Source organism: Haladaptatus sp. DJG-WS-42, assembly GCF_037198285.1.
In the GTDB taxonomy this organism is placed as follows: Archaea; Halobacteriota; Halobacteria; order Halobacteriales; family Halococcaceae; genus QDMS2.
The window spans coordinates 1,102,591-1,115,054 of the sequence record NZ_CP147243.1 but is presented as its reverse complement, the minus strand read 5'-3'; the positions used below and the strand labels follow the sequence as shown (position 1 = coordinate 1,115,054).

At 62.7% G+C, this 12,464-nt stretch carries 18 protein-coding genes; 11 read left to right on the top strand and 7 right to left on the bottom strand.

Annotation, left to right across the window (positions count from 1 at the left end):
• Positions 1-213: 213 nt before the first annotated feature.
• The 5 genes from V5N47_RS06145 to V5N47_RS06125 form a co-directional block, all read right to left on the bottom strand.
• Positions 214-897: a haloacid dehalogenase type II gene (locus V5N47_RS06145; protein WP_338729990.1), complete on the bottom strand. Its 684-nt coding sequence runs from the start codon at positions 895-897 to the stop codon at positions 214-216.
• A 39-nt stretch (positions 898-936) separates the two neighbouring features.
• Positions 937-1,182 (bottom strand): hypothetical protein, encoded by a 246-nt coding sequence (locus V5N47_RS06140; protein WP_338729989.1) that lies wholly within the window; start codon positions 1,180-1,182, stop codon positions 937-939.
• A gap of 110 nt (positions 1,183-1,292) precedes the next feature.
• Entirely contained in the window at positions 1,293-2,204 is a 912-nt protein-coding gene (locus V5N47_RS06135) for a helix-turn-helix domain-containing protein (RefSeq protein WP_338729988.1), read from the bottom strand.
• Between the two features lie 65 nt (positions 2,205-2,269).
• Entirely contained in the window at positions 2,270-2,536 is a 267-nt protein-coding gene (locus V5N47_RS06130; protein ID WP_338729987.1) for a hypothetical protein, read from the bottom strand.
• 97 nt (positions 2,537-2,633) lie between these two features.
• Positions 2,634-3,548, bottom strand: coding sequence for a helix-turn-helix transcriptional regulator (locus V5N47_RS06125; RefSeq protein ID WP_338729986.1), 915 nt, complete (start codon positions 3,546-3,548; stop codon positions 2,634-2,636).
• Between the two features lie 175 nt (positions 3,549-3,723).
• Between V5N47_RS06125 and V5N47_RS06120 the strand changes: the two genes are divergently transcribed.
• The 10 genes from V5N47_RS06120 (at position 3,724) to rdgB (ending at position 9,714) form a co-directional block, all read left to right on the top strand.
• Positions 3,724-4,956, top strand: coding sequence for a translation initiation factor IF-2 subunit gamma (locus V5N47_RS06120; RefSeq protein ID WP_338729985.1), 1,233 nt, complete (start codon positions 3,724-3,726; stop codon positions 4,954-4,956).
• Between the two features lies 1 nt (position 4,957).
• Positions 4,958-5,341 carry a twitching motility protein PilT gene (locus V5N47_RS06115; protein ID WP_338729984.1) on the top strand — a complete coding sequence of 128 codons (384 nt, stop codon included), beginning with the start codon at positions 4,958-4,960 and terminating at the stop codon, positions 5,339-5,341.
• A 2-nt stretch (positions 5,342-5,343) separates the two neighbouring features.
• Entirely contained in the window at positions 5,344-5,913 is a 570-nt protein-coding gene (locus tag V5N47_RS06110) for a DNA-directed RNA polymerase (protein WP_338729983.1), read from the top strand.
• Between the two features lie 2 nt (positions 5,914-5,915).
• Entirely contained in the window at positions 5,916-6,116 is a 201-nt protein-coding gene (spt4, locus tag V5N47_RS06105; RefSeq protein WP_338729982.1) for a transcription elongation factor subunit Spt4, read from the top strand.
• The gene (locus V5N47_RS06100; protein ID WP_338729981.1) at positions 6,116-6,667 is read left to right on the top strand and encodes a GTP-dependent dephospho-CoA kinase family protein; all 552 of its coding nucleotides are present in this window, start codon (positions 6,116-6,118) and stop codon (positions 6,665-6,667) included. Before spt4 ends, V5N47_RS06100 begins: the two co-directional genes overlap by 1 nt.
• Before the next feature lie 63 nt (positions 6,668-6,730).
• A complete protein-coding gene (locus tag V5N47_RS06095) occupies positions 6,731-7,048 on the top strand; it encodes a 30S ribosomal protein S24e (protein ID WP_338729980.1) in 318 nt (105 codons plus the stop codon).
• The gene (locus V5N47_RS06090; protein WP_338729979.1) at positions 7,049-7,183 is read left to right on the top strand and encodes a 30S ribosomal protein S27ae; all 135 of its coding nucleotides are present in this window, start codon (positions 7,049-7,051) and stop codon (positions 7,181-7,183) included. It abuts the gene before it with no gap.
• A 3-nt stretch (positions 7,184-7,186) separates the two neighbouring features.
• Positions 7,187-8,764 carry a bifunctional N(6)-L-threonylcarbamoyladenine synthase/serine/threonine protein kinase gene (locus V5N47_RS06085; RefSeq protein ID WP_338729978.1) on the top strand — a complete coding sequence of 526 codons (1,578 nt, stop codon included), beginning with the start codon at positions 7,187-7,189 and terminating at the stop codon, positions 8,762-8,764.
• 30 nt (positions 8,765-8,794) lie between these two features.
• Complete coding sequence (locus V5N47_RS06080) at positions 8,795-9,070, top strand: DUF5808 domain-containing protein (protein ID WP_338729977.1); 276 nt, start codon at positions 8,795-8,797, stop codon at positions 9,068-9,070.
• A gap of 80 nt (positions 9,071-9,150) precedes the next feature.
• Positions 9,151-9,714 carry an RdgB/HAM1 family non-canonical purine NTP pyrophosphatase gene (rdgB, locus tag V5N47_RS06075; RefSeq protein ID WP_338729976.1) on the top strand — a complete coding sequence of 188 codons (564 nt, stop codon included), beginning with the start codon at positions 9,151-9,153 and terminating at the stop codon, positions 9,712-9,714.
• Here rdgB and V5N47_RS06070 read toward each other — a convergent pair.
• Together V5N47_RS06070 and V5N47_RS06065 are read right to left on the bottom strand one after the other, a co-directional pair.
• Positions 9,711-10,181 carry a hypothetical protein gene (locus tag V5N47_RS06070; protein WP_338729975.1) on the bottom strand — a complete coding sequence of 157 codons (471 nt, stop codon included), beginning with the start codon at positions 10,179-10,181 and terminating at the stop codon, positions 9,711-9,713. The genes rdgB and V5N47_RS06070 overlap by 4 nt on opposite strands.
• 116 nt (positions 10,182-10,297) lie before the next feature.
• Positions 10,298-11,380, bottom strand: a complete 1,083-nt coding sequence (locus tag V5N47_RS06065; protein ID WP_338729974.1) for a putative sulfate/molybdate transporter — start codon at positions 11,378-11,380, stop codon at positions 10,298-10,300.
• Between the two features lie 141 nt (positions 11,381-11,521).
• Between V5N47_RS06065 and V5N47_RS06060 the strand changes: the two genes are divergently transcribed.
• Positions 11,522-12,460: a substrate-binding domain-containing protein gene (locus V5N47_RS06060; RefSeq protein ID WP_338729973.1), complete on the top strand. Its 939-nt coding sequence runs from the start codon at positions 11,522-11,524 to the stop codon at positions 12,458-12,460.
• The last annotated feature ends 4 nt before the right edge of the window (positions 12,461-12,464 follow it).

Genomic DNA, 12,464 nt, shown 5'->3' with positions numbered 1-12,464 from the left:
GGTTGCTTGGTTCGTGGTGAGGAAAAACCTCGTGCTAGACGGTAACTCTGCAAAACACGCTAACAATAACTCAAACGCCTCGAAAGCCCCCGGATGCTTGACTCCCGCGGTACACGCTGCGCTCCTCGGCCTCCGGCCTGCGGTGCTTGAGGCACCGGGGTTCCCCGAGCATCCGGCCCCTTTCAGTCCCACCCGTGGCGGTTGGCTGGTCGTCTAGACGCCCAGTTCCTCGGCCAATTCGTAGAAGGTCTCAATCGTCAAGTCGGGGTCGCCGCCGAAGGTCTCGTAGGGCGTGCCCTTCCGGTCGACCCAGACGCCCTGCATTCCGGCGTGTTGTGCGCCCATCACGTCGAACCAGCCAGCCGAAACGTGCGCAATCTCTTTGATTGGTGTCCCGGTTCGCCCAGCGGCGTGCCGATAAATCTCGGCATCCGGCTTGAACGTCTCCACTTCGTGGGCGGAAATCGTGTCAGTAAGCAGGTCGCCGATGTCGGCGTGGGAGACCATCGAGGCGAGCATCTCGGGGTTCCCGTTGGAGACGACATAGCAGTCGTAGCCGCCATTTTTGAGCCGCTGGATCCCGTCGCGCACGTCGTCGAACACGTCGAGTTCGTGGTAGACGGCGAGGATTTCGTCGCGCTCGTCGGTCGAAATATCGACGCCGTGGACGTCCAGTGCGTACTGGAGGGCGTCGCGGTTCATCTCGTAGAAGGGCTGGTAGGCGTCGACGAAGTTCGCCACCATGGTGTACTCAATCGAGCGCGCCCGCCAGAGTTTGGAGACGGGTTCGGGAGTCGAAACGCGGTCTGCGAGCGCCTGCTCTGCGGCGTCTACGTCAACGATGGTGCTGTACGAATCGAAGGTAACGGTCGTGACTCGGCCTGCGTCGAATGCCATGTCAGTGCATTGCAGGCCGAGTCACAGAACTGTTTTCCCTTATCGAGCGAGGAATGAACCCACGGCCAGCGGGAGTGCAAAGAGGCCAGCAACGGCGCCAACCCACAGTAACACGAACAGTGCCGGTGCAGGCAGGAGGGCCGTGGCGACCACGGCGACCGCGACGAGGGCCGCGAACGCGAGGGTCACCAGGAGCAGCGTGACCAGCACGTCTGCGGCGGCGTCAGCGGGCGTTCTCGGTGCCAGTCGGGTCGCAGATGACAGCTGTGGGTTGGATGCGGCCATGGGTTGTTTTCCTCATCTGAGAGAAGGCGTTGTGCGACCATATATGATTCTTGAATTACATTTCTGTAAGCGGCCGTACTGAATCGCACTTCTGTAAAAATTCTGTCCGTTTAGGCGGTCGTCCGCGAGTCTGCGGGCGTGCCCGTCGGGAACGTTTCGACGTCGGTCACGGTCAGGTCGCCGTCCATCGTGACGCGCAGTTCCTCGTCGTCGAGCGGAATCGTCACGCGAATCGACCACGGGTCGGAAGATAGGATGGTCGTGTGCTCGTCAGAGACGCACCACGCGAACTCCCAGTACGGCGTCGCACAGAGGTCGATGCCGTGGGTGCGGTGGAACGTGACCACATCAGAGTGGTCAAGCAGCTTGAGGCCTGCCGTCGAGTGGATGCGGTGGTCACACTGCGCACAGCGGTGTTCGACGCACACCGTGGCGGCAACGTCGGGCTCTTCTGCCCGCCGGAGCGTGGTTTCCATCTTGCCGTTGCACTCGGGGCAGACGCCGTCCGCGGCGAGACAGTGGAGGTGGCGCACGCGCTGGTTGAACGCATCCATGACCTCCTCGCGGGTGCGGTCGTTCAGGCCACCCGGTGGGAATGAATAGCGCGAGTGAATCCGCCCGCAGGCAGTACAGTCGATGGTGATTTGCTCGTCAGCGTAGGCGGCTTGCAGGCCCGCGCCGCAATCTGTACACGCTCCGGAAATCCCGAAGGAGGGGAGTTCCGGGTCTTCGTTGAACGAGCCTTCGAGGACGGCTCTCACGACCTTCTTGCCCGCGTGGCGGAAGTCGTAGCCGCCTTCGGTCTTTGTGATGAAGTGGCCGGTGAGCTTGCCGAGGTGGTAGTTGAACTGGGCGGAGTCGCGCATGCCCACCGACCGCCTGAGTTCAGAGAACGTGACGGGCCGCTCTGGCGCCGTCCAGAGGGCTTCTAAGATGGACAGTCGCGTCTCGTTTGCGATGGTAGAAAACGCCTCAGCGGGCGCGAGACACTCCTCGCACTCTTGGATAGAGGTTTCCTTCATTGTGTTAACAATTGTACGCCACCGCGAAAAAGCTTCAGTGAACGAATTTTTTGTAAGGTTTGTGACTATGCGTCAATCGCGCCGACGACGAGTTTGATTGCGGCGAACGGTACGAGGATGAGGCCACTGACGAGGGCAACCATTCCGAGCACGAACACGGCCGGGGCGGGGAGGAGCGAAATCACACCGAGTGCGAGCACGGCAAGGACGACGGCAAGCGCAAGGACGATGACCCCAGCGCGGAGGTACGCGACCACCCGCTCTGTTTTGGTTTGGGCTGGTCTGCGGTAGGCGTACTGGGTGGCAGACAGGGTGCGAGTGTTGGTCTTCATGGACAGGTGAACACAGGAGAGGAAGGGCAAAAAGAGTAATCTGAATTACATTTCTGTAAGCGATGATACTGAAGTCCGTTTCTGTCGAAAAAGTGAGCTATTTGCGGGTGTACTGCTTCGCCCGCTCGACGGCGACGACGGCGATTTGGTCATCGACGGTCACCCGAAGTTCCTCGTCACCGAGGGTGATGGCGACGCGAGCGCGCCACGGGTCGTCCCCGATGACCGTCGTGTGCTCGTCACCGACGCACCACGGCAACTCCCAGTAGGGGACGTTCCCGAGGTCGATGTCGTGGTCGCGGTAGAAGCTCACCACGTCAGGCTGGTAGAGTAGATTCATCCCGATGGCGGCGGTCACATGCGATTGACACTGCATGCACTCGTGGCCAACGGCAATCTGGAGTTCGGGGAGACACTGTTGGCCGTCTACGAGCTTCGACTTCATCTGGCTCCCACACTCGGGGCAGACGCCGTCCGCGGCGAGGCTGTAGAGGTGGCGCACCCAGCGGTTGTACCCGTCCAGCATCTCCTCGTGGGTGCGCCCTTGGACGGCCGCGGGCGGGAACGGATAGCCGCTGTGCAGGCGTTCGCAGACCGAGCACCGGACGGCCAGCACCTCGTCTGCGTAGCTCGCGACGAGTTGTTCACCACAGCCGACGCACGTCCCCGGCAGCGGGAAGGGGTCGATGGTGATTTGGTCGGTGAATCGTCCCGAGATGAGCGTCCGGAGGACGTGTTTTCCGGCGTAGGTGAGCTTGTAGCCGTCGTCGCTCTTGTGGACGAACCGGCCGAGGAGTTGGCGCAGATGGTAGTTGAATTGGGCTGAGTCTTTCATCCCAACCGCCCGATTCAGGTCAGTAAAACTCACGTGTCGCGTCTCCGCCTCCCAGAGGGCTTCCAAGATGGCGAGGCGCGTCTCGTTCGAGATGGTGGCGAACACCTCTGCCGGTTCGGTTATCGAGGGATTCGCCTGCTCGGCTGGCGCATCCTCTGGTGTGGGCTGAGATGACATACCAAAGCTATGCGACGAGGGGGCTAAGGTCTTGCCTGAAAATTTTTTCAGTAGATTTCGAGCAAACCCCCAGAGGGCGTCCGGGTGTCCAGAAACTCGCGAGCGCGCGTTGTGGCCCGAGAACAGTAGGTTTATGCGTCGCTCGGGGTGATTACTCTGTAAGATTACTCTCGAAATGACAGGGAAACATCAACAACCGGAGGTGAACATCGGACTCGTCGGCCACGTCGACCACGGAAAGACGACGCTGGTCAGAGCGCTCTCAGGGGAGTGGACAGACCAGCACTCAGAGGAGATGAAGCGCGGAATCTCTATCCGACTTGGGTACGCGGACGCGACGTTCCGAAAGTGCCCCGGCGTCGAGGAACCGGAGTGTTACACCGTCAAAGAGGAGTGCGAAGACGGCACCGAAAGCGACCCGCTCCGCACGGTGTCGTTCGTGGACGCTCCCGGCCACGAGACGCTCATGGCGACGATGCTCTCCGGTGCCGCCATCATGGACGGCGCGGTGTTGCTCGTGAGCGCCACCTCGCCCGTCCCCCAAGCCCAGACCGAAGAACACCTGATGGCGCTCGACATCATCGGCATCGACAACATTGTCATCGCCCAGAACAAGGTCGACCTCGTCTCTGCAGACCAGGCCCGCGAGAACTACGAGCAGATAAAAGAGTTCACGAAGGGCACGGTTGCAGAAGACGCGCCGGTCGTCCCCATCAGCGCCCAACAGGAGGTCAACTTAGACCTGCTCATTCAGGCCATCGAAGAGGAGATTCCAACGCCTGAACGCGACCCGAGCGACGATGCCCGACTGCACATCGCGCGCAGTTTCGACATCAACCGCCCGGGGACGACGTGGGACAGCCTCACCGGCGGCGTCATCGGCGGCTCGCTCGTCGCGGGCGCGCTTGAGAACGGCCAAGACATCGAAATTCGCCCCGGCCGCGAGGTCGAAGAGGGCGGGCAGACCGAATGGCGGCCAATCGAAACGAACGTCCGCTCGATTCAGGCGGGCGGCCAGTCGGTTGACACCGCCACGCCCGGTGGCCTGCTCGGCGTCGGCACGGGACTCGACCCAAGCCTCACGAAAGGTGACGGCCTCGCTGGCCAGATCGCTGGCCCACCGGGGTCGCTCCCGCCAACGCGGGAAGCCTTCGAGATGGAGGTTGACCTCTTAGACCGCGTCGTCGGCGACGACGAGGACACAGTTGACGAAATCTCGACGGGCGAACCGCTCATGATGACGGTCGGCACGGCCACGACGGTCGGCGCCGTGACGAGCGCCCGCGGCGGCGAATGTGAAGTTCGCTTAAAGCGCCCGGTCTGTGCGGCCGCCGGTGCGAAAGTCGCCATCAACCGCCGCGTCGGCGCGCGCTGGCGGCTCATCGGCGTCGGGACAATCACGGAATAGGATGACGACGGTGCTCATGGACGCAAACGCGCTGATGATGCCGGTCGAATTCGACGTGCGCGTGTTCGACGAACTCGACCGGTTGCTCGGTGACGTGCGCCTCGTGACGCCCACCGCAGTCGTCAATGAGTTGGAGAAACTCTCGACGGGCGCGGGCCGCGAGGCGGTTGCGGCAAGCGTGGGGACGGACCTCGCGCGTGAGCGCTGTCGTATCCTCTCACACGACGAATCGTATGCAGACGACGCCATTGTCGAACTCGCCACCGGCGGTGAGTGCGACTACGTCGTCACGAACGACGGACCCCTGAAACGGCGGTTGCTGGCCGCCTGCGTACCAGTAATTGGTATAAGGGGCCGGAACAAACTGGCAATCACTCGACCATAAGTATGTACAAACGGGTCAGACTCAAGGACACGGTTGAGGTTCCACCGCGGCATCTCGCAGACGTGTCTCCACAACTGGTAAAGCAGCTTCTGCAGGACAAGCTCGAAGGACGAATGGACGAAGACGTGGGCAGCGTCGTCAGCGTGACGAAAGTCCACGAAATCGGCGACGGGGCGGTCATCCCCAACAAGCCCGGCGTCTACTACGAGGCGGATTTCGACGCCGTCACGTACGACCCACAGATGCAGGAAGTCGTCGATGGCGAAGTCGTGGAAGTCGTCAACTTCGGGGCGTTCATCGGGATTGGTCCCGTGGACGGCCTGCTCCACGTCTCTCAGATTTCGGACGAATACCTCGCCTTCGACGACGAGAACCAACAGCTCGCCTCGCGTGAGTCCAACCGCTCTCTCGGCGTTGGCGACTCCGTTCGCGCGCGCATCGTCACGAAGAGCATCGACGAGCGCAACCCACGCGACAGCAAGATTGGCCTCACGGCCAAACAGGTCGGCCTTGGCAAACACGGCTGGCTGAAAGAGGAACGCGAGCGTCGGCAGGCCGCCGCAGGTGAATAACCATGGCCAAAAAGCGAAAAGTGTGCCGTGACTGCCACCGCGTCCTCGAAGTCACCGACGGCGACGTCTGTCCGGACTGTGGCTCTACGAGCCTCACCGAAGACTGGGCAGGCTACGTCGTCATCTCCCACCCGGAGCAAAGCGACATCGCAAAAGAAATGGGCGTCACCTCCCCCGGCGCCTACGCGCTGAAGGTTCGATAGTGCCAGCAGACGCCGTCCTCACGCTCCCTGACGACTTGCGGTCGGCGTTCAAAGACCCGCTTGGCCCGTTGTTTACTGACGCAGAGATGTTGCTCGACGAGGCAGGAACGCCGCTCATCGCCGTTGGCGACATCGTCACCTACCACCTCACCCAAGCCGGGGTCATCCCCGACGTGGCGGTCATCGACGGGAAGACGAAGCGGACGGCAGTGGATGCGGCCATCACCGAGGCCATCGGTGGGTACGAACGCAGCCACGAAGTCACGAACCCCGCCGCGACGCTCTCGCTCGACCTGCTCGCTACGCTGCGAGAGGCCATCGACGCTCCCGAGACGACGGTCATCGTGGTCGAGGGCGAAGAAGACTTGGCAACGCTCCCGGCGCTCGTCGCCGCCCCAGAGGGTGCAAGCGTCGTCTACGGCCAGCCAGACGAGGGGATGGTGCTCGTCACGGTCACGCCGGAGGTTCGCCATCGCATGATTTCTCTGCTTTCACAGATGACTGGCGACCACGACGCGGCGTGGGCAGCGCTCGGTGTTGACGCCGAATAAGCCGCCAGTCCCTTCGAAATCCTTTTAGCCGGTTCGCCGCCAAATCCCTGTAACTGAGTTACCATGGATATCACAATCCTCGAAGAATCGGAAAACCCGATGCTTCACCGAACAGACGTTCGCTTCGAAATTCTCCACGATGAGGCCACGCCGTCGCGCCTCTCTGTCCGCGACAGTCTCGCGGCCAAACTGAACAAAGACGCCTCCGAAGTCGTCGTCCGCAAGATGAACACGAAGTTCGGCATGCGCAAGACGCGCGGCCTCGCAAAGGTGTACGACAACCCCGAGTTCGCCCGCGATGTCGAACACGAGCACATGCTCGAACGCAACAAGATTCTCGCCGGCGAAGACGACGCAGACGCCGAGGCGGAGGAAGCATAGATGTCTCGCTACGAGATTTACAACGACGACGGCACGACCGACCACGAGCTGTGCCCAAGCTGTGGCGACGCATTCCTCGCAGAGCACAGTGACCGCACCCACTGTGGCCGCTGTGGCTTCACCGAGTGGAAATAGGGGATGCGCGTACTCGGTATCGAAGGCACCGCGTGGGCAGCGAGCGCGGCGATTCACGACACCGAGACGGATTCGACGACGATTGTTTCAGACGCGTATCAACCTGCGTCGGGTGGCATTCACCCGCGCGAGGCCGCAGAACACATGGCGAGTGCCATCCCTCGCGTCGTCCGCGAGGTGCTCGCAGACGCAGATGGCCCCGTCGATTACGTCGCCTTCTCGCGGGGACCCGGTCTCGGGCCGTGTCTCAGAATCGTCGGCACGGCCGCTCGCTCGCTTTCACAGGCCTTAGCCGTCCCGCTTGTCGGCGTCAACCACATGGTGGCCCATCTCGAAATCGGCCGCCACCAGTCGGGTTTTGACTCGCCGGTCTGTCTCAACGCAAGCGGCGCGAATGCCCACCTGCTTGGCTTTCACAACGGCCGCTATCAGGTGCTCGGCGAGACGATGGATACCGGCGTCGGCAACGCCATCGACAAGTTCTCCCGGCACGTCGGCTGGTCGCACCCCGGCGGCCCAAAGGTCGAAAAACACGCCGAAGGTGGCGAGCTCATCGACCTGCCCTACGTCGTCAAAGGGATGGACTTCTCGTTTTCCGGCATCATGAGCGCCGCGAAACAGGCCTCCGACGACGGTGCGGCAATCGAAGACGTGTGTTTCTCGCTCCAAGAGACCATCTTTGGGATGCTCACCGAAGTCGCAGAGCGCGCGCTGTCGCTCACGGGGAGCAACGAACTCGTCCTCGGCGGTGGTGTCGCCCAGAACGCCCGCCTCCAAGAGATGCTCCGCACGATGTGCGACGAGCGCGGAGCGGACTTCTTTGCGCCCGACCCACGATTCCTCCGCGACAACGCGGGCATGATTGCGGTGCTCGGTGCGACGATGGCCGCCGCGGGTGACACCATCGAAATCGAGGAGTCGGCGGTGAATTCTGACTTCCGCCCCGACCAAGTGGCTGTGACGTGGCGGGCAAACGAGAGTGTCGCTGTCGTTGGCGACACCGGGCGCGAACTCGTCGGTGCAGAAGCGACCGTGACCGTAGAGGGCGACCGCGTCGTGAAACGCCGCCTGCCCAAATCCTACCGCCACCCTGACCTCGATGCGCACCTCCGCAAGACGCGGACGGTACAGGAGGCACGCTTGTTCAGCGAGGCGAGAAAACAGGGCGTCCCGACGCCCGTCGTCTTCGACGTGGACGTACAGGAAGGTGCGCTCACCCTCGAACACGTTGGCGAGGGCGATTTGAGCGACAACCTGACCGCCTCGCGCGTCCGCGACGTCGGAGAACACCTTGCCGCGCTTCACCGGGCGGGGTTCGTCCACGGCGACCCGACGACGCGAAACGTGCGCGTCGGTGCGTACACCTACCTCATCGACTTCGGCCTCGGCTTCTACACCGACCACATTGAGGACTACGCGATGGACCTCCACGTTTTCCACCAGAGTTTGACGGGGACCGCAGCCGACCCCGACCCGCTTCGGGACGCCTTCGAGGCCGGCTATCGCGCAGCGGGTGACGAGCGCGTCCTCAGTCAACTGCGCGAAATCGAAGGGCGGGGGCGCTATCAACAGAGCCACTAGTTCCTTAACCCTCCCCTGCGTAGTAGACGTATGGCTGACAAACCATCGTCCGGTGAGATACTGGGGATTCCGTACAACTTCGAACGCCCAAGCCTCAAACGCATGCTCCAGTCGTACTGGCAACCCGGCGACGAGATGCTCGTAGAGAAGCCATTCGGCATCGGCTACACGCTGAATCTCGCAAACTGGCGCTCGTGGATTGTCCTCGCCGTCGTCGGTGGGATGCTCTATCTGGAACGCGGGAAAGGTGGCGAGAAGGAAGCGAAAGAAGCAGATGACGGCCCCGTCGAAGTCATCGTCGATTAAGCACCTTCCCACACCTATTTGTTGCGAGCACGCGGTCACCAGTCGATAGGCTATTTTCACCCCGCCGCTAGCGTTTCTGCATGCTCCGATTCGTCACCGGGAACGCGGGGAAAATCAGAGAGGCCGAACACTATCTCACCGACCCACTCGAGCAGGTCGAGTACGACTACACCGAGATTCAGAGCACCAGTCTCGCGGACATCGCCGTCCACGGCGCGAAAGAAGCGTTCGACCACCTCGATGGCGATGACCCGCTCATCGTTGACGATACCGGGCTCTTCATCGACGCCCTCGGCGGCTTTCCCGGCCCGTACTCGGCCTACGTCGAGGATACGGTTGGCGTCGAACGCGTCTGGAACCTCGCCGCGTTAGAGGACAACCGCCGCGCCCGATTTCGCACCATCGTCGCCTACTACGACGGCGAGCGCGCAGAGACCTTCGAGGGGAGCGTCCGCGGGCGCATCGTCGCGCCCCGCGGCGACGACGGCTTCGGCTACGACCCAATCTTCGAACACAACGGCGTGACGCTCGCCGAGATGGACATCGAACAGAAAAACTCGATTAGCCACCGTGGGCGCGCACTTGCGAAGTTTGCCGAGTGGTTCAGCGCGGACGGCGAGTGGAATCCGGGCGTCTCTGACTAAGCGCGCGGGTCGCGGTCGGGGCCTGGATACGCGCCGCCAACGACCACTTCATAGAGCGACTGCGGGTCGAACAGTTTGGCGAAGGCGTCGGGGTGTTTGACGCTCGTTTTCACGCGCTTTTGCATGGCTGCCCCCGCCTTGGCGCTCCGGAGGCCTTCGTCGAACGAGAGAATGTGGGCGGCCCCACCGTGGTAGGCGGAGGCGAGTGCGGGGTGGTCGTGGTCGGGTTGTTCGACTCGCACGCGAAGAGCTTCGATGTGTTCGCGCCAGTCTGCGGCCAACTCGGTGTCCGCGAGACGTGAGATGGTGGCTTCTGCGTCGTCCAGTAGCTCATCGGTCGCAACCAACTCGACCCACGAGTGACGCCGGATGTGGTCAAGAGCCTCGCGTGCAGGCCCACCGACGAGCAAATCTGCGGCGAGAACGTCTGCGTCCGCAACGACGCGGGCGGGATTTGGATTACTCACTGCGCACCTCCGCGAGCGCGTCGCGTACGGCTTGTTCTGAAATGTCGTCGCGTTCTGCGCGCTCGAAGAGGGACGCCCAGCTCATATGCTCCGTTACCCCCAGCGGGCGAAAACCGTTACGCGACTCTGTCGAGCAGCCACCAACCCGTGACGCCCGCAACGAAGGCGACGCCGACGCCGAACACGAGGCCGACGACGCCGATGGCGACGGTAACGGGCAGGTGGGCTGAGTCGAGCGACACCGCGCCTAGCTGGACGGCGACGACGACGAGCAACACGCCCAGCAACGCCATCGGGAAGCCGACGAGGACGCCCGCGACGAGCGCGACGAGCGCGTAGAGCACGCCGAGAATCACGTTCGCGCCGCCGGTTCGCGCCCCGAAGGCGTACTTCCCGGCGAGGCCACCGGAGCCGTGGCACATCGGAAGGCCGCCGAGCGGGACGGCGAGCAGGTTCATGGAGCCCATGCTCGTGGCGAGGTTGTCGGCCGACACGTCGCGCTCGAACAGGTCTGAGAGCAGGAGCGAGGTGGCGACGGCAGCGTTGCCGACCGTCATCGCGAGTTGGCCGACCATCCCCTCGGTGGCCGCGAGGGAGAACGTGGGCGGGGAAACGGGGAACACGGAGAGGGTGGGGAGCGCTACAGCAATCGAGGTTTGTGACACGGCGAGGATGCCGCCGACGGCGAGGACGACGAGCGCGCTCGCCCGTGCGTAGCCGCCGAGGGCGACGAGCACGACGATAGCAAGGCCAGCGAGAGCCATGGGCAGGTCGCCACCACCGAGGGCGAGTCCGGCCTCTGCGAGCAGGAGGGCGACGGCGAGTTGGATGCCGCGGATGACGGGCAGGCCAACGACCGTCGAGAGCCGTGAGAGCAGACCAGCCTGTCCCGCGACGAGTAGAATCCCGCCTGCGAGCAGGCCTGCAGCGACGAGTTCGCCGTGGGTGATGGCTCCGGCGATGGCGAGTCCGGCGAGCGCCTTCATCGGCTCGACTGAGAGCGGAATGCCGTAGTAGACGCCCCAAACCACCTGAAACAGGCCGAAAAACAGCAACATGTGGGCGAGTGAGGCGTCTGTGAGCGTCCCGAGCGCGACGATGAGCGGAAGGGCCGTAATCGAATCTCCTAACGCACCGGTCAGTTCACCGGTCGTGAATTTCAGGGCAGATTCAGTGCGCGCTTCGTACCTAATCGCCATCTACCTAGACGATTTTCTCGAACCGTCTTCATTCTTCTCAGTAAACGAAAGTCTACACACTCAATTGAGGAAATAACCAGTTTACGTTACGTTGGCACGCCAAGGTTTAATGCGCGAGTTGCCTTCGGTACAGCCAGACAAATGCAACGACGACGGTTCCTCCAAGCCGCCGGTGTGGGTGCGGTGCTCGCGCTCAGCGGTTGTCTTGGTAATGACGACACCGCGGACGACCAACAGCCGAGCGCGTCGGGCGAGGGGTCGATGGGCGGCGCGACGGGTGACACCGAGTTGGTGCTCGCGACGACGACCTCGACCTACGACTCCGGCCTCTTAGACGAACTCAACCCTGCGTTCGAAAAACGCTTTGGCGTCACCATCAAGACGCTCCCGAAGGGGACGGGTGCGAGTCTTCGTACCGCCCAAGACGGCGACGCAGACCTCGTACTCGTCCACGCCCGCGGCGCGGAAGACGAGTTCATCCAGCAGGGCTACGGCGTGAATCGCCGCGACGTGATGTACAACGACTTCGTTATCGTCGGACCGAGCGACGACCCGGCTGGCATCTCGGGGGTGGGAAGTGCGACCGAAGCGCTCGCTACGATTACGAACGAACAGGCGACGTTCGTCTCGCGAGGCGATGACTCGGGGACGCACAAGAAAGAACAGGCCCTTTGGGAGCAATCTGCGGGCGAACCTGGCGGGACGTGGTATCAGTCCATCGGCAAGGGGATGGGTGACACGCTGGTGCAGGCAGACCAGAGCGGGGCGTACACGCTCGCAGACCGCGGAACCTATCTCTCGATGGAAGCCGACATCGGCCTCGAAATCATGGTGGAAGGCCCGCTCAAAGGCGGCCCAGAAATCCTCAAGAACCCCTACGGCGTCATCGCGGTGAACCCGGCGAAGTACCCCGACGTGAACTATGCGATGGCGATGGCATATATCGGTTTCATCACCAGTCCCGAGGGCCAGTCCATCATCGAGAACTACACCGCGAACGGCGAACAGCTGTTCTATCCGAACGCGCTCTCAGAAGAGCCGACCTTCGGTGAGTACGTCCCCGAAGACTACGAGGGATAAATCG